General features: G+C 57.6%; 17 protein-coding genes, 2 tRNA genes and 1 rRNA gene. 9 read left to right on the top strand and 11 right to left on the bottom strand.

Annotated features, from left to right (window positions below; translation table 11 throughout):
* Positions 1 to 265 precede the first annotated feature (265 nt).
* From FXO11_RS03370 to tyrS, 4 genes are all read right to left on the bottom strand, one after another.
* Positions 266 to 341 (bottom strand) — tRNA-Ala (locus FXO11_RS03370).
* A gap of 124 nt (positions 342 to 465) precedes the next feature.
* Positions 466 to 542: transfer RNA gene (locus tag FXO11_RS03365), tRNA-Ile, on the bottom strand.
* Positions 543 to 629: 87 nt separating this feature from the next.
* Positions 630 to 2,170, bottom strand: a 16S ribosomal RNA gene (locus tag FXO11_RS03360).
* A gap of 351 nt (positions 2,171 to 2,521) precedes the next feature.
* Positions 2,522 to 3,724 (bottom strand): tyrosine--tRNA ligase, encoded by a 1,203-nt coding sequence (gene tyrS / locus FXO11_RS03355; RefSeq protein WP_148861578.1) that lies wholly within the window; start codon positions 3,722 to 3,724, stop codon positions 2,522 to 2,524.
* A 307-nt stretch (positions 3,725 to 4,031) separates the two neighbouring features.
* On the opposite strand from tyrS, the gene FXO11_RS03350 reads away from it, so the two are divergent.
* On the top strand, positions 4,032 to 5,486 hold the full coding sequence (locus FXO11_RS03350; protein WP_148861577.1) for an OapA family protein: 1,455 nt from the start codon (positions 4,032 to 4,034) through the stop codon (positions 5,484 to 5,486).
* A 42-nt stretch (positions 5,487 to 5,528) separates the two neighbouring features.
* Positions 5,529 to 6,587, top strand: a complete 1,059-nt coding sequence (locus tag FXO11_RS03345) for an anhydro-N-acetylmuramic acid kinase (RefSeq protein ID WP_406565640.1) — start codon at positions 5,529 to 5,531, stop codon at positions 6,585 to 6,587.
* A 105-nt stretch (positions 6,588 to 6,692) separates the two neighbouring features.
* Here the strand turns inward: FXO11_RS03345 and erpA are convergent, their stop codons facing one another.
* From erpA to argC, 4 genes are all read right to left on the bottom strand, one after another.
* Complete coding sequence (gene erpA / locus FXO11_RS03340) at positions 6,693 to 7,046, bottom strand: iron-sulfur cluster insertion protein ErpA (RefSeq protein ID WP_148861575.1); 354 nt, start codon at positions 7,044 to 7,046, stop codon at positions 6,693 to 6,695.
* A 73-nt stretch (positions 7,047 to 7,119) separates the two neighbouring features.
* Positions 7,120 to 7,620, bottom strand: a complete 501-nt coding sequence (locus FXO11_RS03335; protein ID WP_148861574.1) for a bactofilin family protein — start codon at positions 7,618 to 7,620, stop codon at positions 7,120 to 7,122.
* 4 nt (positions 7,621 to 7,624) lie between these two features.
* Positions 7,625 to 8,365 (bottom strand): DUF6776 family protein, encoded by a 741-nt coding sequence (locus tag FXO11_RS03330; protein WP_148861573.1) that lies wholly within the window; start codon positions 8,363 to 8,365, stop codon positions 7,625 to 7,627.
* Positions 8,366 to 8,377: 12 nt separating this feature from the next.
* Positions 8,378 to 9,415, bottom strand: coding sequence for an N-acetyl-gamma-glutamyl-phosphate reductase (argC, locus tag FXO11_RS03325; protein ID WP_148861572.1), 1,038 nt, complete (start codon positions 9,413 to 9,415; stop codon positions 8,378 to 8,380).
* A gap of 212 nt (positions 9,416 to 9,627) precedes the next feature.
* On the opposite strand from argC, the gene FXO11_RS03320 reads away from it, so the two are divergent.
* From FXO11_RS03320 to hemL, 5 genes are all read left to right on the top strand, one after another.
* Positions 9,628 to 11,409, top strand: coding sequence for a chloride channel protein (locus tag FXO11_RS03320; RefSeq protein WP_148861571.1), 1,782 nt, complete (start codon positions 9,628 to 9,630; stop codon positions 11,407 to 11,409).
* A 98-nt stretch (positions 11,410 to 11,507) separates the two neighbouring features.
* Positions 11,508 to 11,930, top strand: coding sequence for a protoporphyrinogen oxidase HemJ (gene hemJ, locus FXO11_RS03315; protein ID WP_148861570.1), 423 nt, complete (start codon positions 11,508 to 11,510; stop codon positions 11,928 to 11,930).
* A gap of 25 nt (positions 11,931 to 11,955) precedes the next feature.
* Positions 11,956 to 12,741, top strand: a complete 786-nt coding sequence (thiD, locus tag FXO11_RS03310; protein ID WP_148861569.1) for a bifunctional hydroxymethylpyrimidine kinase/phosphomethylpyrimidine kinase — start codon at positions 11,956 to 11,958, stop codon at positions 12,739 to 12,741.
* Entirely contained in the window at positions 12,738 to 13,370 is a 633-nt protein-coding gene (gene thiE / locus FXO11_RS03305; protein WP_148861568.1) for a thiamine phosphate synthase, read from the top strand. The genes thiD and thiE overlap by 4 nt, the downstream gene beginning before the upstream one ends.
* A gap of 68 nt (positions 13,371 to 13,438) precedes the next feature.
* Positions 13,439 to 14,722, top strand: a complete 1,284-nt coding sequence (gene hemL, locus FXO11_RS03300) for a glutamate-1-semialdehyde 2,1-aminomutase (protein WP_148861567.1) — start codon at positions 13,439 to 13,441, stop codon at positions 14,720 to 14,722.
* A gap of 139 nt (positions 14,723 to 14,861) precedes the next feature.
* Here the strand turns inward: hemL and FXO11_RS03295 are convergent, their stop codons facing one another.
* The 3 genes from FXO11_RS03295 to mrcB all read right to left on the bottom strand — a co-directional run bounded on the left by FXO11_RS03295 (position 14,862) and on the right by mrcB (position 18,859).
* Positions 14,862 to 15,758 (bottom strand): DUF4382 domain-containing protein, encoded by an 897-nt coding sequence (locus tag FXO11_RS03295; protein WP_168203121.1) that lies wholly within the window; start codon positions 15,756 to 15,758, stop codon positions 14,862 to 14,864.
* A gap of 204 nt (positions 15,759 to 15,962) precedes the next feature.
* The gene (locus tag FXO11_RS03290; RefSeq protein WP_148861565.1) at positions 15,963 to 16,517 is read right to left on the bottom strand and encodes a tetratricopeptide repeat protein; all 555 of its coding nucleotides are present in this window, start codon (positions 16,515 to 16,517) and stop codon (positions 15,963 to 15,965) included.
* Complete coding sequence (gene mrcB, locus FXO11_RS03285) at positions 16,517 to 18,859, bottom strand: penicillin-binding protein 1B (RefSeq protein WP_227546026.1); 2,343 nt, start codon at positions 18,857 to 18,859, stop codon at positions 16,517 to 16,519. Before mrcB ends, FXO11_RS03290 begins: the two co-directional genes overlap by 1 nt.
* Before the next feature lie 190 nt (positions 18,860 to 19,049).
* Here mrcB and FXO11_RS03280 point away from each other — a divergent pair, with 190 nt between their 5' ends.
* Both FXO11_RS03280 and FXO11_RS03275 read left to right on the top strand, forming a co-directional pair.
* Positions 19,050 to 20,612 (top strand): bifunctional aminoglycoside phosphotransferase/ATP-binding protein, encoded by a 1,563-nt coding sequence (locus tag FXO11_RS03280; protein ID WP_227546025.1) that lies wholly within the window; start codon positions 19,050 to 19,052, stop codon positions 20,610 to 20,612.
* A 56-nt stretch (positions 20,613 to 20,668) separates the two neighbouring features.
* Positions 20,669 to 21,022 (top strand): pentapeptide repeat-containing protein, encoded by a 354-nt coding sequence (locus tag FXO11_RS03275; RefSeq protein WP_148861562.1) that lies wholly within the window; start codon positions 20,669 to 20,671, stop codon positions 21,020 to 21,022.
* Positions 21,023 to 21,027: the final 5 nt, after the last annotated feature.

Below are 21,027 nucleotides of genomic sequence, written 5' to 3'. Positions count from 1 at the left end.
TCGACAGCCTTTTGTCCTGCCAACGGTTGATCCAAGATTAAGCAATCCAACGATTTAACACCGGATAACGCTTGAAATCGCTATCATGGATGGTTCATCTCGGAGATAAAGAGATAAAGCCATCCGGCTTGCAATCTTGTCCGCATTGTTAAAGAGCATTCTGACCCAGTGATCAGAAAGAAGGGCTTCGGATTGTCATCAATCTGAAACGCTTGTTTCTGCACACTACCGACTAAGCTGTTCAGCCGTTTCATTCTCAGGTTATTGGTGGAGCCAGGCAGGATCGAACTGCCGACCTCCTGCGTGCAAGGCAGGCGCTCTCCCAGCTGAGCTATGGCCCCAGTAAAGCTACCCAGAATCCAAAGGCGTTTTACTCTGGATACCCAAATTGTGTAGATCAAGGCGTTTTCGGGCGCCGCATAGCCTGCTATGCCAGTCCGGAAACAACGCTGAGCTACGCAATTTTGGTGGGTCTGGGTGGACTTGAACCACCGACCTCACCCTTATCAGGGGTGCGCTCTAACCACCTGAGCTACAGACCCAATGGTATGGGCCCGCTTAGACCCGATGCTCTCTTTAGGCTGACCAAGTAATTCGTGTGGGCTCTGACCGAAGTGTTCGGTTTCGTTTAAGGAGGTGATCCAGCCGCAGGTTCCCCTACGGCTACCTTGTTACGACTTCACCCCAGTCATGAACCACACCGTGGTGATCGTCCTCCTTACGGTTAGACTAACCACTTCTGGTGCAATCCACTCCCATGGTGTGACGGGCGGTGTGTACAAGGCCCGGGAACGTATTCACCGCGACATTCTGATTCGCGATTACTAGCGATTCCGACTTCACGCAGTCGAGTTGCAGACTGCGATCCGGACTACGACGCGTTTTATGAGATTAGCTCACCCTCGCGGGGTTGCAGCCCTCTGTACGCGCCATTGTAGCACGTGTGTAGCCCTGGCCGTAAGGGCCATGATGACCTGACGTCATCCCCACCTTCCTCCGGTTTGTCACCGGCAGTCTCCCTAGAGTTCCCACCATAATGTGCTGGCAACTAGGGATAGGGGTTGCGCTCGTTACGGGACTTAACCCAACATCTCACGACACGAGCTGACGACGGCCATGCAGCACCTGTCACTGCGCTCCCGAAGGCACCGCTCTATCTCTAGAGCGTTCGCAGGATGTCAAGGCCAGGTAAGGTTCTTCGCGTTGCGTCGAATTAAACCACATGCTCCACCGCTTGTGCGGGCCCCCGTCAATTCATTTGAGTTTTAACCTTGCGGCCGTACTCCCCAGGCGGTCAACTTAGTGCGTTAGCTGCGCCACTAAGGATTCAAGATCCCCAACGGCTAGTTGACATCGTTTACGGCGTGGACTACCAGGGTATCTAATCCTGTTTGCTCCCCACGCTTTCGCACCTCAGTGTCAGTGTTGGTCCAGGTAGCCGCCTTCGCCACTGGTGTTCCTTCCTATATCTACGCATTTCACCGCTACACAGGAAATTCCACTACCCTCTACCACACTCTAGCCCGACAGTTCGAAATGCCGTTCCCAGGTTGAGCCCGGGGCTTTCACATCTCGCTTATCGAACCACCTACGCGCGCTTTACGCCCAGTAATTCCGATTAACGCTTGCACCCTCCGTATTACCGCGGCTGCTGGCACGGAGTTAGCCGGTGCTTCTTCTGTGGGTGACGTCAATCCTTAAGGGTATTAACCTTAAGGCCTTCCTCCCCACTGAAAGTGCTTTACAACCCGAAAGCCTTCTTCACACACGCGGCATGGCTGGATCAGGGTTGCCCCCATTGTCCAATATTCCCCACTGCTGCCTCCCGTAGGAGTTCGGGCCGTGTCTCAGTCCCGATGTGGCTGATCATCCTCTCAGACCAGCTACGGATCGTCGCCTTGGTAGGCCTTTACCCCACCAACTAGCTAATCCGACATAGGCACATCCAATAGCGCAAGGTCCGAAGAGCCCCTGCTTTCTCCCGAAGGACGTATGCGGTATTAATCCGGGTTTCCCCGGGCTATCCCCCACTACTGGGCAGTTTCCTATGCATTACTCACCCGTCCGCCGCTCGTCAGCGGGGTGCAAGCACCCCCTGTTACCGCTCGACTTGCATGTGTTAAGCCTGCCGCCAGCGTTCAATCTGAGCCATGATCAAACTCTTCAGTTTAAATCATACAAGATCCGAAGATCTCTAATCTTGCTCAAGACAAAACTCAATTTCGACGAGTCACTGTCTCGATATTTCGTACCGAAATACCTCAGCCAGCGCCCACACGAATTACTTGGTCAACTTTTTAAAGAGCCGGGCCTTTCGCCCTGTTGAGGCCGCGTATTCTACAGCGATCCCTCAACCTGTCAACCGCTAATTTTAAAACTTTAAATCTTTTAAAATCAGCTTGTTAACAACCTTTCTGGAGCTGCCGAAGTGGCTGTTGCCCCGAAGGAGATGCGCATTCTACAGACTGCCGCAGCCCTGTCAACGCGTTTCTCAAAAAAACTTCAGAGGCGGCCATATCGATCATTCCGTAATCAGAACGCGGGCAATCTTCTTCTTACCCGCCTGGATAACGACATCATCGCCAGAGAAGAACATACGCTCGCCTTTCAACTGCTCGCCGTTGACATAAACCGCTCCACGCCCGAACACATCCTTCGCTGCCTTACCGTTCTGGGCGAGCCCCGCTTCCCGCAACAGCGAAACGATATGCACTTCGTCACGCCCCTCCAGGGAAACCTGAACCTCCGGCACATTCTCCGGAATCTCACCCAATGCGACCTGGTTGCCCGCTGATTTATACGCTGAACTGGCCGCCGCCTCACTATGGAAACGAGTGATAATTTCCTCGGCCAACAGACGCTTGTAGTCCTGCGGGTTAGCGCCTTGTTCGACGGACCGACGGAACTCATCGACCTCTGACAGCGGCCTAAAGCTCAGCAACTCAAAGTAACGCCACATTAAAGCATCAGGAATGGAGAGCAGCTTAGTGAACATTTCGCCCGGCGAATCGTTTACGCCGACGTAATTATTGAGCGACTTGGACATTTTCTGCACGCCATCCAGGCCTTCCAGGATCGGCATGGTCAGAATGACTTGAGGTTCCTGACCGTACCGACTTTGGATCGTTCGTCCCATCCCCAGATTGAAGCGCTGGTCGGTACCCCCCAATTCCACATCGGCCTCAAGCGCCACCGAGTCGTAGCCTTGCACTAACGGATAAAGAAACTCATGAATCGCAATCGGCTGATTCGCGTCGTAGCGCTTAGAGAAATCGTCGCGCTCAAGCATCCGCGCGACCGTGCTCTGCCCAGCCAGGCGAATCATGTCGGCTGCGGACATTTGCCCCATCCAGTCGGAATTGAAGGCCACCGTTGTCTTATGAGGATCGAGAATCTTGAAGACCTGCTCTTTATAGGTAAGCGCGTTCTGCGAGACCTGCTCGGGGGTCAGCGGCGGCCGGGTGGCACTCTTACCTGTCGGGTCGCCGATCATGCCCGTAAAGTCCCCGATCAGGAAAATGACCTCATGTCCGAGATCCTGGAACTGGCGCAACTTGTTAATAAGGACGGTATGCCCAAGATGAAGGTCAGGCGCGGTGGGATCAAAGCCTGCCTTAATTCGCAAGCGACGTCCGGTTTTCAACTTCTCGATCAGTTCGTCTTCGGGTAGAAGTTCGTCAACGCCACGTTTGATCTGCGCGAGGGCATCGTCGATTGCAGTCATCAATCCTTCCTTTATATACAAATATCAGCTTTAACAAAGTTCTACACAACGATTCAGTGCGTTACCCGCAGACCTGATACAGTTCGTACTGTTTATTTTTTCGCCAGAGAACAATAGGCTTCAGCCTCAAACCTTGAGGCCAACGATTATATCAAGGACGACAGGAAATGGCTGGGAGCAATACGATAACGACCGTCTGACGTAAACGCACACGCTTTTTATGCTATTTTGCTTGCACTATACTTCGGACTATCTTTAATTATTTGACACAACTTGCAGAAGTGTCGGAAAAAAAACAGGTAACAACGTGCTTAATAAATTTCCGAAAAAGCATCTGGTCGCCGCGGGAGCACTAAGCGCTGTTATTGGATTGGGGCTAATTCTTAGCCCCAGCACCCCAGTGGAAGCGGGCCGGGTGTCGGTTTCACTTGATCTGGAAAATGGACAAACCCAAGAGCTGACGCCCCAAAGCGAGACGACTGAAACCGCCAACGCGGCTGCAGACCATAGCGTTGAGACAATCGCGGTTAAAGAAAGCGCTGCCGAAGAGGCTGCCGCCATCGCCAAGTCCGTCGAGCAAATCTCGGTTCCAGCCGAAACATCGCTAGAGGAACCCCGAATTGCCGATGTGCCGCAGGCGCCCCAGCTTGACTGGCAGTCCTTCAAGATTAAGAGCGGCGATAGCCTCTCGTCACTTTTCAAAAAGGCGGGTTATAGTTCCGGCCTCATGTTGTCTGTCATCCACGGCGACGGCGACGCGAAGAAACTCGAGCGCTTGTATGCCGGCGAAACCATCGCATTTGCCGCCAACGCCGAAGGCGAACTCGAGCAAATCGAGCTTGAGCGCAACCGTCTTGAGTCGCTGGTCATCAAGCGTCAGGACGATGGCTTTAGCGGTGAGGTCGTTATCCAGGAACCCGAGGCAAAGCCGGTGTTTAGCCACGGCAAAATCGACGGCTCTCTCTATCTGGCAGGCAAAGAAGCCGGGCTTAGCGACAGACTGACAATGGAACTGGCCGGCATTTTCGGTTGGGACATCGACTTCGTTTACGACATCCGTAAAGGCGACCGGTTTGAGGTCCTTTACGAGGAGCTGTACCTGGACGGTGAAAAAATCGACACCGGGCGCATCCTAGCCGCCAAGTTCACCAACCGCGGCGAGGATATCACGGCGCTGCTGTACACCGACAAGCAAGGCAATGCGGATTACTATACGCCGGAAGGACACAGCCTCCGCAAGGCATTCCTGCGCACGCCGATTAACGCAAGGGTCTCGTCGGCGTTCAACCTGCAGCGCCGCCATCCGGTTCTGGACGTTGTTCGCCCCCACGAGGGCACTGACTACGCAGCACCTCCAGGCACTCCAATCAAGGCAGCCGGCAATGGGCGCATCCGTTTCTCCGGCTGGAAAGGAGGCTACGGCCGGACGGTCGTGATTCAGCACGGCGATAACATCTCCACCCTTTATGCGCACATGCGCGCAATCGCTAAAGGCGTTCGCAACGGAGCCAGGATCAAGCAGGGCCAGACTGTCGGTTATGTGGGTTCTTCAGGTATGGTGACCGGGCCGCACTTGCATTATGAATTTCGGGTTAACGGCTCACCGCGCAACTCCCGCACGGTCAAACTACCGGACGCAACGCCCGTACCCAAAGCAGAGATGGCCACCTTCAAGGCCAGCATCCAGCCTCTGCTGGCAGAGCTGAACGAAGCTAGCGGGGAGCGGCAGATCGCGCTCGGCCCCAAGGCCAAGAGCGAGTAGCCGATGAATGCCCCTTATCTTGGGCTCATGTCAGGAACCAGCATGGACGGTATCGATGCTGTGCTGGTTTCCTTCCGCTCAGACGCACTGCTCATTCACGCCACGTATACCCTCCCTTATTCCGACACCCTGCGCCAACGCTTGACCCGAGCCTGCCTGAACCACGCGACACCGGATGAAATTGGCGAACTCGACCATGAACTGGGCCTGCTGTTCAGCCAGGCAGCGCGTGGCGTCATGGAGGAAGCAGGCATGTCGGCAGAGCAGGTTGCGGCCATTGGCAGTCACGGTCAGACGTTGCGTCACCAGCCATTGGGTCAGTCCCCTTTTACTTTGCAGATCGGCGACCCAAACATTATCGTCGAGCACACTGGCGTGACCACAGTTGCCGACTTCCGGCGCAGGGATCTGGCCGCCGGAGGCCAGGGCGCGCCTCTAGTGCCCGCTTTTCACCAAGCCTATTTCGGCGGCACGGAAAGCCGTTGCATTGTTAATATTGGCGGTATTGCCAACATCACTTGGCTTCCTGCCGATAACGAGCGACAGGCCCTAGGCTTCGATACGGGGCCCGGCAACGCGCTATTGGATGCTTGGTGTCAGAATCAAACCGGACGCCCTCTTGATGAGAATGGCCATTGGGCAAAAACCGGTGAAATCAACGAAGCGCTGCTCAAAGACATGCTGAGCGACGCCTATTTCGAGCGTGAAGCACCAAAGAGTACCGGTAAAGAGCGCTTCAATATTGCTTGGGTAGAAACCGTCATCGCACGACATCCAGACGTGTCTGCCGCTGACATCCAATGCACCTTAGTCGAGTTGACTGCGCGCTCGATAGCCATGCAACTCCCACACGAAGAACACCTGAAATTATTCGTTTGCGGTGGCGGCACCCGAAACAGTTTTTTGATGCAACGCTTGCAGAATGCCCTTCCTTCTACTCCTATCGAAACGACTCAGGCGCTAGGGCTGGATCCTCAATGGGTGGAAGGCGTCGCCTTCGCCTGGCTCGCCATGCGCACGCTTGATAAAGCGCCTGGCAACCTTCCCGCTGTGACGGGCGCCAGCGGCGACCGTATTCTCGGCGCCATCTATCAGGCTTGAATAGATAGAGTATCAGCCACAAAAAAACGGCCCGAGGCTTTCGCGCCCGGGCCGTTTAGCATGGCTATTGATGGCTCTCACTTCATTAGAGTGAAAAACGAGCGTTTAGATCGAGAAGGATGAACCGCACCCGCAGGTCGTCGTCGCATTGGGGTTCTGCACCATAAACTGGGAACCTTGCAGCCCTTCTTGGTAATCAATGGTAGCGCCGATCAAATACTGGTAACTCATGGGATCCACCAGCAGGGTGATCCCCTCTTTTTCGATCGCGGTATCGTCCTCTTCCTGGGCCTCATCGAAAGAAAACCCGTACTGGAAGCCGGAGCAACCGCCACCCGTCACGAAGACTCGAAGCTTAAGATCGGGGTTTTCCTCTTCCTCGACCAGCTCCCGAACCTTCGCCACAGCGTTGTCGCTGAAGAATAGCGGTATGGCTATCTGTTCCTGAACTGCACTCAAGGTCGCCTCCTGGATCGTGCATAAGCAAAAGCGGCTATCGGTCGATTATCCAATTCCCGACCAAAACAGTCAATTATTCATCCCGTGACTCGGACGGCGCCGGTTCGGTGTCCGGATCATCTTTAACCACTTCACCTTTGCCCGCCTTTGCGGATGACCGGACGCTGGTCGCGCTACCGGATTGGTTGAGCAGCCCTACCGGCTCTTTCTGGTGGACTAAGCTACCGTTAACCGAGGCCCCCATCGCCATCTGGATCAAGTTGTAATACACGTTACCGTTAATGGAGGCTTTGGGCGCAAGCTCAAGGTGCTCGGACGCATAAACATCACCATGAACCGTACCATTGATAATCACATGCGGTGCGACAATATCGCCCTCCACGGCACCCACTTCGGAAATTCGCAAGATGGCGCCGGTGCCCTCCTCGGCAATCACTTTACCGCGGATACGGCCGTCTACATGCAGACCACCGGAAAACTCGACATCACCCGAAATCGACGTTTTGCCGGAAATCAGGGTATCGAAATGACCTGTGGCCGGTTTACGCGACTTCTGCTTTTTGTTGCCCAGCATGCCTTTAGTTCTCCAATACCGATTGCCAATCAAATGTTCGTTCACTACGGGAAGCTTTCTTGTCCTCTGCCTTGGCTACCACCTGGATTTCCAGCGGCTCGAAACCTTCAGGCAAGGTCAGGACGCCTTCGACATCCTGAAAATAGCGATAGCGGAAGCGCACGCCGAGATCTTCGATATCTTGTGATAAGTCCCTAAGGGCAATCACCTGACGCTCGCCCTGCTTCTGACCGATCACATTGACTGCAACGAGCCCGGCGATATAACTGCGATTGTCGCCGACCTGCGTTAGCACCAGCTTGAACCCATAGGAACGGTCTGCGCGCCGTTGTTCCAGATCAAACCGCTGAATCTGGAGCCCGGTCGCCATTTCAGATGGCGCCATAATATTCTTGTAAAACGTCAGGTCCGAACTTAAGGCCACCATTTTCGACTCAAGCTCGGAGATCGTCCGCCGCGCCTGCTTTAAAGCCTGCTGGTCGATACGCTTGCCGCGCTCCAGATTGATCAGCTTCTGCTGCAGTCCGGTCTGTTGTTCACGCAGCTTGTTCAGTTCGGACGACAGAACGGTCCGGGTCTTTGCCATGTCGGTGAACCGAAACCCACCCTGGGCCATGCCGATCATATACCCCAGGATAGCCGCTCCGACGCTGAAGGTAAGCAGGATCATGAATCGGCGGATACGTCGCCCCGGCCGATGCCGCACAACGACGAATTCGCCCTGACGCTCTTTGCCTGATGCCAAAATCGTCCTCCGTCAGGGCAACAGTGCCGGCGCATCAAGCCCCGAGGTTTCATCGAGGCCAAACATGATATTCATGTTCTGGACCGCTTGGCCTGCCGCGCCCTTCACCAAGTTGTCGATCACCGACGAGATGATGACCACAGGACTGTCTTCCTGGCGGTGTAACGCCATCCGGCAGTGGTTTGCGCCACGCACGCTACGGGTTTCCGGGTGGGCGCCGTAGGGCATCACGTCGACGAACGGCTCATCGGCAAAGCGCTCCTCGTAAAGAGACTGCAGTGTTTCGAAGGACGCCGGATCACGCACCTCAGCATACAGTGTCGCTTCGATACCACGGACCATCGGTAGCAGGTGCGGCACGAATGTAACGCCCACACGCCCGCCAGCGGCAATCTCTAACCCCTGACGAATTTCGGGCAGGTGCCGGTGTCCGGATGCGCCGTAGGCCTTGAAGCTCTCACCGACTTCACCATGCAGCATGCCGATTTTGCCTTGGCGTCCGGCACCGCTGGCACCCGACTTTGCGTCAGCAATCAAGCGCGCCGGGTCAACCAGCCCCTTTTCCAGCAGAGGCAGGAAGCCCAATTGGACTGCGGTGGGGTAGCAGCCGGGGTTGGCCACAAGTTTGGCGTCCCGGATCTGCTCGCGGAAAACTTCAGGCAGACCATACACAGCCTTCTCCGCCCACTCCACCGACTCATGCGGCATACCGTACCAGTTTGCCCAGACATCAAGGTCGCGGATACGGAAGTCAGCCGACAGGTCTACCACGCGAGTCCCTGCGGCAATCAGCTTGGGTGCGGTGCGCATCGCCACGCCGTGAGGGGTCGCGAAAAACACCAGGTCGCACGCGGCAAGCTGCGTCTCATCGGGCTCGGAGAACGTGAGATCGAAATGGCCACGCAGGTTGGGATACATATCGGCTACCGGCTGGCCCGCCTCGGATCGAGAGGTGATCATTGTCACCTCGGCCTGCGGATGCGTTGCCAGGATCCGCAACAATTCTACGCCGGTATATCCGGTGCCACCGACAATGCCCACTTTGATCAACGTGTTGTCCTCCTCATATTCACGGGCCCGTGGGGCCTCAAATCAGCCGCAAGTCTAACATGATAAACGCCCGGCTTTTGGCACCCTATAGAAGGCTGGTTACAATACACCAAGTTCTTGTCACTATTCGTTTCTCAGCTTTCGTTTATGACTTTCGTTTCCAGCTTTGTTTGCTGACCAAAACTCGATATCAAAAACAGGCATCTTGGCCTATGGGCAAAATTAAGCGACACATCTACGACGAGCTGATCCCGATGTTCCGGCGGCGCTTGTCGGGCGTGGATGCTCTACCTCAATTGTCGCTCCTGGGCCTATTCGCCGGGATCGTCACCGGTTTGGTCATACTGCTGTTCCGACTGGCCATTGAATGGCCGCTCGCCACATTCCTGCCAGGAAGGCACGACGAAGCTTTCGAGAGCTTGGATTTGCTGACCCGCGGCCTGCTGCCCCTCGGCGGCGCGCTTGCCCTCGGACTCCTGATGCATCGGCTCGCCATGTCCGACCGCAAGGTCGGGGTGACCTATGTCATGGAACGGCTCAACTACCACCAAGGCTACATCTCGCTGCGCAGTGCGGTGATCCAGTTCGTGCTAGGCGTGGGCACCGTGGTTACCGGTCAGTCCTCGGGACGCGAAGGCCCCGCCGTTCATTTGGGAGCCGCCTTCTCCAGCCTGCTGGGTCAGTGGATGAAATTGCCCAACAACAGCATTCGCACCCTGGTCGCCTGTGGCTGTGCAGCGGCCATATCCGCCTCGTTCAACACGCCGATTGCCGGGGTGATCTTCGCCATGGAAGTGGTGATGATGGAGTACACGATTGCCGGTTTTACCCCCGTCATCCTGGCTTCCGTCAGTTCGGCGGTGGTGACGCAGGCCGTTTACGGTTCGGCCCCAGCCTTCAGCGTGCCCGCCCTGACCATGAACTCCCTGCTGGAAATTCCCTGGATCTTGGCCATTGCGTTGGTGATCGGCATTTCATCCGCTGCCTTTGTGCGCTTGCTGGTGTTGTCCACACGCTTCAACCAGCGGCCGATCCTCTTGCGCATGCTAGTCGCCGGTCTACTGATGGTGCCGGCAGCACTGTTGCTACCCGAGATTATGGGTATCGGCTACGACACCGTCAGCGAAGCCATTCACGGTGAGTTGCCGATTCTGCTGTTGCTGGCGATCGCGCTGACAAAACTTGTGATTACGGCAGTGACCATAGGCCTGGGAATGCCCAGCGGGCTGATCGGCCCGACGATTTTTATCGGCGCCACCATCGGCGGCGCCATGGGCCTGATCGGCGCTGCCGCCGCGCCGAACTACGTCTCCAGTGCCGGTTTCTACGCGATGCTCGGCATGGGCGCCATGATGGGCTCGGTATTGCAGGCACCGCTGGCCGCGCTGATGGCCCTGCTGGAGCTGACCCGCAATCCCAATATCATTCTGCCCGGCATGCTCGCAATTACGGTCTCAAGCCTGGTGGCGAGCGAGATTTTCGGCCAGCGCTCCATCTTCCTCTCGGTACTGAAAAGCCAAGGCCTGAGCTACCAGAACTCGCCCATCATCCAGGCCTTACGGCGGGTATCCGTAGGCGCCATCATGGAACGCAGCATTCACCGCACCCCTCGTCACCTCACAGCAGAAAAAGCCCGCGAGCTACTGAAGAGCGAACCCCGCTGGCTGATCGTCGACGGCCAGAAAGGCCCCACAGCATTATTGCCCGCGGTGGATCTCGCCCGTTTCCTGGAGGATCATGCGAAAAAGCTGACGCCGGATCCCGAGAAACCGGACGAAACACCGCAGGTCGACCTGATGGAGATTCCTGCCAACCGACGGGACTTGGCGCCCATTGCCTACCAGGCCACATTGGAGGAAGCCATGGCCCAGTTCGAGAACAGCCGGGCCGAAGCCCTCTATGTCCAACGCCATGCCGCGCCGATGATCCAACGTATTATAGGTGTGGTGCTCAAGAGCGAAATCGAAAGCTATTATCAGTATCGAAAAGAATAACGGCTAAACAGTCTCGAAAAGAATAAGACCGGCGGTATCAAAAAGAGGAAAGCCGGTGACGAAAGGCATAAATCCCGTATCAAAAGGAACGAAACAGCATGCTCTGGGTAAAAGCATTCCACATCATTGCCATGGTCTGCTGGTTCGCTGGCCTGTTCTACCTGCCTCGACTGTTTGTCTATCACGCCGGCGCCGAGGACCAGCCCGGACGCGACCGTTTCAAGACGATGGAGCGCAAGCTCTACCGTGGCATCGCCACACCGTCGATGATTATCACGGTGGCTCTCGGCCTATGGCTGATCGGCTATAATCCCGCGGGTTATTTCAGCCAAGGCTGGCTTCATGCGAAACTATTGCTGGTCGCTGTGCTGGTCGCGTACCACATCTATTGCGGCCATCTGGTCAAAGTCTTTGCTGATGACACCAATGGGCGCTCTCACGTTTTCTACCGCTGGTTCAATGAATTCCCGGTGCTAATCCTAATCGCCGTGGTGATTCTCGTAACCGTGAAACCCTTCTGAACACGTTCCAACGCAAGGCCACGCTATGAACCAACGTCCGCATGTCCTGATTTTGTCCGGCCTGGATCCCTCCGGCGGCGCCGGCATCCAGGCCGACATCCAGGCAATTACCGCCCTGGGCTGCCATCCATTACCGGTACTGAGCTGCCTGACGGTCCAAGACACCCGTAACGTCTATAGTGCCGAGTCCGTCAGCCCGGAGTTGGTCCGCCAGCAGCTCGAATGCCTCGCACAAGACATTCCGATCCACGCGATAAAGACCGGCGCACTGGGTAGCGCCGCGATTGTCGACGTACTGGTTCAGTTCGTCGAGGACAAACAGGATATTCCCATTGTCGTCGATCCGGTTATCAAGGCGGCCGGCGGCGGCGACCTGGCCGACGAAGCTCTGGTAAACGCCATGAAAGAGCGTTTGTTTCCTCTGGCCGATGTGATTACCCCAAACGGGGTCGAGCTGGTACAGCTCGGCGGTATCGAGAACGAGCGTTCGGCCGCAGAAACCCTCATCGCACAGGGTTGTCCGGCGGTATTGACCACCGGCGGCCACGGCGATGAGTCGATGATCACCAATCGCCTGCATCGGCCCGGCAGCCCGGATAGCGAGTGGCAGCTCATGCGGCGCGGCGGCGAGTACCATGGCTCCGGATGCACTCTGGCGGCCGCCATAGCGGCCGGACGCGCTCAGGGATTGGCGCTAGACATGGCCATCGAACAGGCCCAGGACTATGTATCCAGAGCCATCGAACATGCTCTGAACGTAGGCCAGGGTCAACCCGTTCCCGATCGCGGCGGAGCGGCGGCTACAGCATGACGACGACCAGCACCCTTCCCCGCGGACTCTACGCCATCACCGATCCTGACTTACTGCCGGAAGATCGTTTGGTGGCGTCGGTGGAAGCCGCTTTGCGCGGCGGTGCCGTAATGGTTCAGTACCGGGACAAGCAAGCCAGTGGTACGGATCGGCTGCGCCGTGCGCGAAATTTACTCGCCGTCTGCAATAATGCCGGTGTGCCGCTGCTGATCAACGACGATGCCGGTCTGGCCAAGCGCGTTGGCGCCGCGGGTGCTCATCTGGGGCAGGAAGACGGCGAATTGCGGGCTGCGCGCGAATTACTCGGACCCGACGCCATTCTTGGCCAGACCTGTCATGCCAGTCTGGAATTGGCGCGGACGGCCATCCATGCTGGCGCAGACTATGTCGCTTTCGGACGTTTTTTTCCTTCGATGACCAAACCGGGCGCGCCGGCAGCGACACCAGACCTTCTCCAGCAAGCGCGACAACTGGGGCGGCCGGTTAGTGCTATCGGCGGCATTACACTCGAGAACGCCCCTCTGCTAGTCGCCCAAGGCACCGATTTGCTCGCCGTCATCGGGGGCCTATTCGGCACGGACGATATCGAAGCTCGGGCCCGAGCCTTCGCTGCGCTTTTTCCAGTTTGATGCTCAACATACCACCTGATATTCCACGTGTTGCCTGACGTGCAACCAACCTAACGGGAGCCCTCTTAATGACACAATCCGAAACCCTGTTCGAAAACGCCCAGCGTTACATTCCCGGCGGCGTCAACTCCCCGGTCCGGGCATTCAAGGGCGTGGGCGGCACCCCCATCTTCATCAAGACCGCCAAAGGCGCCTATCTCTACGATGAGGACGACAACCACTACATTGACTACATCGGTTCCTGGGGTCCCATGATTCTCGGCCACCGCGACCAACGCGTCATCGACGCCCTGCACGCCCAAATCGATGTCGGTGTCGGCTACGGCGCGCCGACCGCCATCGAAACGGCGATGGCCAAGAAAATCTGCGAGATGATTCCATCCATCGATTTGGTGCGCATGGTCAACTCCGGTACCGAAGCGACCATGAGCACTATTCGGCTGGCTCGCGGCTATACCGGTCGCGACAAAATCGTCAAATTCGAGGGCTGCTACCACGGGCACGTGGATTCGCTGCTCGTCAAAGCGGGCTCCGGCGCGCTCACTTTGGGCGTGCCGAATTCGCCAGGCATTCCCGCAAGCCTAGCCGAGCACACCCTGACCGTGAACTTCAACGACATCGAGAGCGTGCGCGAGGTTTTCGCAGACATGGGCGATGAAATTGCCGCGATAATCGTCGAACCGGTGGCGGGCAACATGAACTGCATCCCACCCGTCCCAGGCTTCCTGGAGGGTTTGCGCAATATCTGTGACCAGCACGGCAGCGTACTGATTTTCGACGAGGTCATGACCGGCTTCCGCGTGTCTCGCGGCGGCGCCCAGGAGCGCTATGGCGTAACGCCGGACCTGACGGCACTGGGCAAGGTCATTGGCGGCGGTCTTCCGGTCGGGGCGTTCGGCGGCAAACGCGAGATCATGTCTCACATTTCCCCGTTGGGACCGGTCTACCAAGCGGGCACCCTTTCCGGCAACCCGCTGGCGATGCGCGCGGGGCTCACAACGCTGGAGGCGATTTCCGAGCCGGGGTTCCATGATCGGCTCACTGAGAAAACCAACCTCCTGCGCGATGGCTTCAAGCGTGCGGCCGATGCAGCCGATGTTCCGCTGGTGGTCCAAAGCGCCGGCGCCATGTTCGGTTTCTTCTTCACCGATCAGAATCAGGTGACCTGCTTCGACGACGTAATGCGCTGCGATGCCGAGCGCTTCAAGCATTTCTTCCAGGGCATGCTGCGGGAAGGCATCTACTTGGCGCCGTCGGCATTTGAGGCAAGCTTCACATGCGCGGCGTTGTCCGATGCGGATATCGAAGCGACGCTGAGTGCCGCGGAAAAGGTCATGAAAACCCTGCCTTAAGTAAAGACCACGCTGGTTTTTCCCAGAAGCCAGCGTGGGTTTTCCTCGGCTCGTGCCGGCCGCCCTGCAGCCTATTCCAAACCGACGCTAATCCCCGCTCCTACTACCGCCCCATCGCCCGACCGGGAGCGCCTGCGATCTAGTTGAAGTTGATCTCCGCCTGATCGCCTGCCTCTACCCGGACAGATTCAGAATCGATAAACGCCAGATCTTCGTCTGTCTCGTTGTCGTCGATATCGCAACTGTAGCTGACCGTATAATTGCCCTCGCTGATCAGCGAGGCTTGGTAGCGATAGGTGCCGGGATCATCCTCGTCGGTTACCGGGACGGCGACCACCGGTTCGGTCCCGCTACCCAGATCATCCGGCGCAACATCTGCTCCCTGATAGACATACACCAAGCCGGCGTAGTCCTGTACATCCGCGCATTCCACTGCAATAACCGTGGATTCGTCGACGGTTCCCGTAATGGCGCCCACCTCGTCGTTTATAACCAGCCGCAAAACCGGGCGTAGCAAGTAATCCGCCAGGGTACTTCCCGATGCGACCACGGATTTGCGCACGTCGAAGTCCAGCGTTAGCTCGATATCTTCTTCGGCCTCCACAGAGAAGCCCGCGTTCACTTGCAGTCCGGATTGAGCGCCAGAGGGAACGGCTAGCGAGTATCGCCCGCCATCGTCCCCAACCACATAGTGCGCTCCGCTTTGCGGGCTCAGGTTCAGGCGTATCCACTCATAGGATTCCGCCGGCACGTCTTCGCTGCTCAGTAGCTCAGCGGTATCGCCGTTCTGTAATTCCAGCAAGTCATAGGTCCGGGGTTCCTCGTAGGTAAAAACCAGCGCATCCTCATCCGATGGCTTGATCTCAACCCCGACTACGGTAATGTTCACTTCAGTCAGGTCATCCACTGGCGCATCGGCCAGATCCAGCGAGAGCCGGCCTTCCTCGTCGTCGTCGATCGTCCCAAATTCCCATTCGCAGGCTGTGAGGGAAATGGCGATACCGACGACCATTAAGCTACGGGCAATATTTTTCATGGAGCCTGTCTCCCCAGACTTTCCGTGGGTGGGTCTCCCCATACTTTCCGTGGGTGGTAATTGCCATAAATATCGCCGCAAAAGCGCCGCAAAAAGCGACAGTTATGAATTAACAATTGGTACCCGCCCACAACGATGAACCTTCCCATGGCCATCAAAACTCAGCAATCCCGGCAGTCTTCCGAGGTCTTATCCAAGCTAGCACTATAACTCAGCCGCGCGAGCCTCTGCTTTCTCCGCCCCCGCCACGTTACCGTCTGCGCGACGGATATCCGCCAGCAGCATCCAGCCGGTACGCTGCAAAGCCGTGTTCGAGCCGGACAGTGATAACCCTTTGAGAGCAAACTGCTCCGCGCGCCCCAACTCGTCTATCGAACGGTAAGCGGCGGCCAGTTTGAAGTAAATTTTGCCGGAACGCGGCGAGATACGCTGCGCCCGCTCGAGCTGACCGATCGCCGCGCGGGCCTCGCCTTGAGCCAGCAGGGCATCGGCGCGATTCACCAGGCTCTGGGCTGCAGGGGACATATCCTCACTGTCGTCCTGATAGCGCGGCGCACTTCGCTCGGGTTCCTCTGCCTGCTGCTGCCGGCGCTGTTGCTGCTCGGCCGCACTTGGGGTTTCAGGCTCTGAGGTATCCGTTTGCGGCGGAGGCGGCGCTTTTTCGGCGGGCACGTACACCGGCCCGCCAGGCCCAGTCGCACACCCCGCGAGCAGCAGTGAGGCGAGACATAAGCAGGGAAAAACACGTGACTGCATCATTAGAAAAGTCCTTCAAACCAGCTCCGCAGACGGCGCGTAAAATCTCCGGAGCAATTAATGGTATCCGTCGGTTCGCTGCCGGCGATAAACGGCACGAACCGGGCGTTGCTGCAGGATTCGTCAGTCAAGGCCTGCTTCTCGCTATTGACCCAGTGATACTGCACCTCGGCAGGAACGATGGGAGAAAAGCCGTATTGAGGAATCTGCGACATCACGTTCGACCAGACCGGCAATGCGCCGGTAGCACCCGTTAAGGCCGTGGGTCCGTTGTCGTCACGCCCGACCCAGGTTACCGTCACTAGATCGCCGCTGAAACCGGCAAACCAACTGTCTCGGCCATCGTTGGTCGTGCCGGTCTTGCCGGCCAGGCCCAGGTCACTGGACAGAAATCGGTAAGCCGAGCGCCCGGTGCCCTCCTGCATCACCTCCTGCATAGCGTACTGCACCAAGTGGACAGCCGCAGGATCAACGACCTGGTCTACGTTCAGGCCATAGCGGGTCAAGGTTTCGCCGCCGGACGTCGTAACCTCGCGGATGGTACGCAGAGGCGTATTGAATCCCGATGTAGCCAGGCTCTGATACAACGATGCCACATCGACCGGCGACAGGTTAACCGCGCCCAGCAACATGGACGGGTAGCTCTGGATCGGCTGGCCGACGCCCAATGTCTGCAGCGTCTCGATCACCGCGTCAATCCCTACGTCCAGTCCCACACGAACCGTTGCCAAGTTGTAGGATCTCGACAGCGCCTGATGCAGGGGTACGACGCCATGCGATTGCTTGTCGTAGTTTTCCGGCTCCCAACGACGGCCATCGTCAAACACCAGTGAGAACGGCTGGTCCTTTATCGGAGTAATCAGAGTATAACGGTCCGGCTGGCTCAAGGCGGTGAGGTAGATAAAAGGCTTAATTAGCGACCCGACGGGCCGCCGGGCATCCACCGCACGGTTGAAGCCGGCAAACTGCGGGTCCCGGCCACCCACGAGAGCCAAGACTTCGCCACTGTCCCTGGCCGTCACCACCGCGGCCGACTCAAGCTTTTTATCGGTGCGTCCGCCTTCAAGCTGGTTAAGCGTCTGTTCAACCGCCGACTCTGTGGCCCGCTGAATTTCGGGATTCAGCGTAGTGAAGATACGCAGCCCTTCACTCTGCAAATCCTCATCCTTGTATTCCCGGGCCAAGTGCCGGCGCACCAAGTCGAGGTAAGCCGGATAACGGGAGTCGGTATAGGAAGGTTTGCCGACGACATCAAGATCCCGCTGGCGTGCTTTCTGGATGTCGCTGGCCGGCACTTTGCCGGTCTCGGCGATAAGGTCCAACACCAAGTTGCGGCGATCGAGGGCACGCTGGGGGTGACGGCGCGGATCGTAATAACTGGGCCCCTTGATGATCGCCACCAATAGAGCCACTTCGTGCAAATCCAGATCCCGAAAGTGTTCGCCGAAATAGAACTGGCTCGCCAACCCAAAACCGTGTACGGCACGCTGCCCTGCCTGCCCCAGATAGACCTCGTTAAGGTAGGTCTCGAGAATGGCCGACTTCTCGTAATGCAGTTCAAGCAGCAGCGCCATCAGGGCTTCGTTCCCCTTGCGCACCAGGGTCTGCTCGCGGGTCAGGTATAAGTTTTTGACCAGTTGCTGGGTCAGGGTACTGCCACCTTGGACCACCCGGCCGGCTTGAATGTTGGCCCACATTGCGCGGGCGATAGACAAGGGGGCGACACCCCAGTGGTCAAAGAAATCCCGATCTTCGGTAGCCAGCAGCGCAGTGGAAAAATAATCGGGCATATCTTCCAGCTGGATCAGAACCCGGTCTTCCTTATGGGCGGGGTAAATGCCACCGATCTGAACGGGGTCCAGACGCACGACCGGCGTGCTGCCGCCGGAGACGACGCGAAAATCGCCGACGCGATCCTGAACGATTTCAAACCGTAGACGCCGCTGCGGCTCCTGGCCGTCGGAAAAACGGAAACCACGGGTATGGACCTCAAAGCGACGGCCTGCCCGACTATAAGTGCCCGGCTCGTTTGCCGAGCGCACCGGTGCGTAGCCTAACAGCGAGAGCTCCTGACTGAGCCCCGACGTGGTCACTGCCGCACCGTCGTACAGCTCCAGCGGCCGGGCGTAGACCCGTGATGGAACCTCCCAACGCCGGCCTTCGAATTTGGACGTCACGATCGCGTCCAGGTAGACCGTCCAGCCTGCTAGGATCACCACGCCGACAAGCCCCACACGCCAGATCAGGCGCCAGACTCTAGCGCGAAAACCGGAACCTGCTGTGGACTTGCCGTGCTTCTTCTTGGATCGGCCGCTGCCGCGGCGCTTGGGAGATGATTTTGCCATGGCGCGCATTATAACCAGAGCCCCTACCGCTCTGGACAGACCTTGTGAAAACGTAATGCGCTGTTTCCCTGGCTTCGATTAGTGCACACACTGGCCTCGCCCGCTGTCATTTCAGGCGTGTGACGCTATGATAAGCGGCGACGTTAAAAACACGACCCCACACGATTACGAGCAAGGAAAGGAGAGACCCGTGAGCAGCGAGCTGATCGACGCCCTTCAGGACCCCGCCCGGTACGACCACCCGGTCGACGATTTCAAGGTTCTGGAGACCCATATTTCCTGGGTGATCCTCACCGGTCCCTACGCCTACAAAATCAAGAAGCCGATAGATTTCGGCTTTCTCGACTTCTCCACACTGGAGCGCCGCAAGCACTTTTGTGAAGAGGAAATCCGGCTCAACCAGCGCCTGGCGCCGGACGTGTACGTTGACGTTCTGCCGATTTCCGGCAGCGAGGGCGACCCGAAGATCGGCGATGTAGCGGAGCCTATCGACTACGCCATCCGTATGCGCCAGTTCGACCAAGCCAATATGCTGGACGGCATCCAGGAGCGGGGCGAACTCACTCGCGAGATGATGACCAGCCTGGCGCGGCAAGTCGCGGATTTTCACAAGGACTTGCCGCGGGTGGCCGAAGACAAGCCCCTGGGCACGCCGGAAGCGGTGTACGCCGCCATGCAGGAAAACTTCGACCAGATTCGCCCCCTCCTCGAAGACGCGGCCCTACTGCAACAAGTCGATGCTTTGGAAGCCTGGACCCGAACCACCTTCGAGCGCATGCAGGACATGATCGAGCAGCGCCGGGCGGAAGGCTTCGTGCGTGAATGTCACGGTGATCTGCACCTGTCCAACATCACGCATTACGAGGGTAACGTTACGGTCTTCGATTGTATCGAGTTCAACGAGCCTTTTCGCTGGATCGACGTTATCAACGATGTGGCCTTCCTCCTGATGGACCTTGAGTCCCGGGACGAATTCAAGCTGGCCACCGATGTGCTCAATACCTACCTGGAATACAGCGGCGATTTCGGCGGCCTCCCCCTGCTGCCGCTCTACAAGGCCTACCGCGCCATGGTCCGGGCCAAAATCGCGCTGTTCACCATGGGCAATCCGAGCCTGAGCGACGACGAGAAAGCCGGCCTACTCGATACCTACCGCAGCTACGCCGAACTGGCCGACAGCTACAGCGCCTGTCCGAATCCCTACTTGCTGGCGACTACCGGGCTCTCCGGTAGCGGCAAAACGGTAGTCAGTGGCGAGCTCGCCCGTGAACTGGGATTGGTCCGTATCCGCTCGGACGTGGAGCGCAAGCGCCTGTTCGGTCTCGATCCCCTGGCCAAGAGCAAATCCGCCGTGGGCGCAGACCTGTATAGCGCGGAGGCTAACAGCAAAACCTATGATCATCTGGTCCAGCTCGCGGGCAAACTGCTGCTGGCCGGAATACCGGTGATCGTTGATGCCGCCTGCCTGAAACAGGCTGAGCGAATCCGCTTCGACGAACTCGCCAATGGTTTCGGAATGCCATTTGCGCTGGTGGACTGCGAGGCCCCGGAAGAACTACGACGCCAGTGGGTACGTGAGCGCAGCAACGACGCCTCGGAGGCGACCGAGGCGCTACTCGATCAGCAGAGAACCTGGCTCGAACCCCTGACTGAAAGAGAGAAAAGCCACACCGTTCACGTTCACACCGAGGCGGACCGGGTGGCAGAAGACCTGGCTGAACGCATTCGCGGACACTTCACGCTGGCCCGCTGATCAATGAGCGGCTTTGGTCTACACTGAGCGAAATTGCCAACATTGGAGTATGGCCTGTGGAAGACAAAGTTCGCACCATAGATGATCCGCTTTACGAGACACTGCGCAACGAGAATATCGAGGCCTTCAATCAGGCCAAGGCGCGCATGTCCGACTACCCCAGCTTCTCCCACGGTGACTTCCGCGGGCTGGACCTCCGGGGCATCGACGTAGACGATCTCGATCTGAGCGCCGCCTATTTCCGCGGCGCGGACTTACGCGGCGTGGATTTCAGCAAGGCCAAGCTGAACGGGGCCTCTATTGCGGGCGCCAAAATCTCAGGGTGCCTGTTCCCCATCGAGCTCCATGCGGACGAAATCGTGATGTCGCTCAACCACGGGACACGCATGCGCTACAATGTTCATAAGTGAAGGTT

This window comes from Marinobacter fonticola (genome assembly GCF_008122265.1).
Lineage (GTDB): Bacteria > Pseudomonadota > Gammaproteobacteria > Pseudomonadales > Oleiphilaceae > Marinobacter_A > Marinobacter_A fonticola.
Note: the sequence above shows the minus strand (reverse complement) of the source record. Positions and strands in the feature narration are given on the sequence as shown.

Coding starts and splice junctions, on each gene's coding strand:
- tyrS (WP_148861578.1), bottom strand. CDS start 3,724: ATGACTGCAATCGACGATGCCCTCGCGCAGATCAAACGTGGCGTTGAC.
- FXO11_RS03345 (WP_406565640.1), top strand. CDS start 5,529: ATGGACGGTATCGATGCTGTGCTGGTTTCCTTCCGCTCAGACGCACTG.
- FXO11_RS03335 (WP_148861574.1), bottom strand. CDS start 7,620: ATGCTGGGCAACAAAAAGCAGAAGTCGCGTAAACCGGCCACAGGTCAT.
- FXO11_RS03320 (WP_148861571.1), top strand. CDS start 9,628: ATGGGCAAAATTAAGCGACACATCTACGACGAGCTGATCCCGATGTTC.
- hemJ (WP_148861570.1), top strand. CDS start 11,508: ATGCTCTGGGTAAAAGCATTCCACATCATTGCCATGGTCTGCTGGTTC.
- thiD (WP_148861569.1), top strand. CDS start 11,956: ATGAACCAACGTCCGCATGTCCTGATTTTGTCCGGCCTGGATCCCTCC.
- thiE (WP_148861568.1), top strand. CDS start 12,738: ATGACGACGACCAGCACCCTTCCCCGCGGACTCTACGCCATCACCGAT.
- hemL (WP_148861567.1), top strand. CDS start 13,439: ATGACACAATCCGAAACCCTGTTCGAAAACGCCCAGCGTTACATTCCC.
- FXO11_RS03295 (WP_168203121.1), bottom strand. CDS start 15,758: ATGAAAAATATTGCCCGTAGCTTAATGGTCGTCGGTATCGCCATTTCC.
- FXO11_RS03290 (WP_148861565.1), bottom strand. CDS start 16,517: ATGATGCAGTCACGTGTTTTTCCCTGCTTATGTCTCGCCTCACTGCTG.
- mrcB (WP_227546026.1), bottom strand. CDS start 18,859: ATGGCAAAATCATCTCCCAAGCGCCGCGGCAGCGGCCGATCCAAGAAG.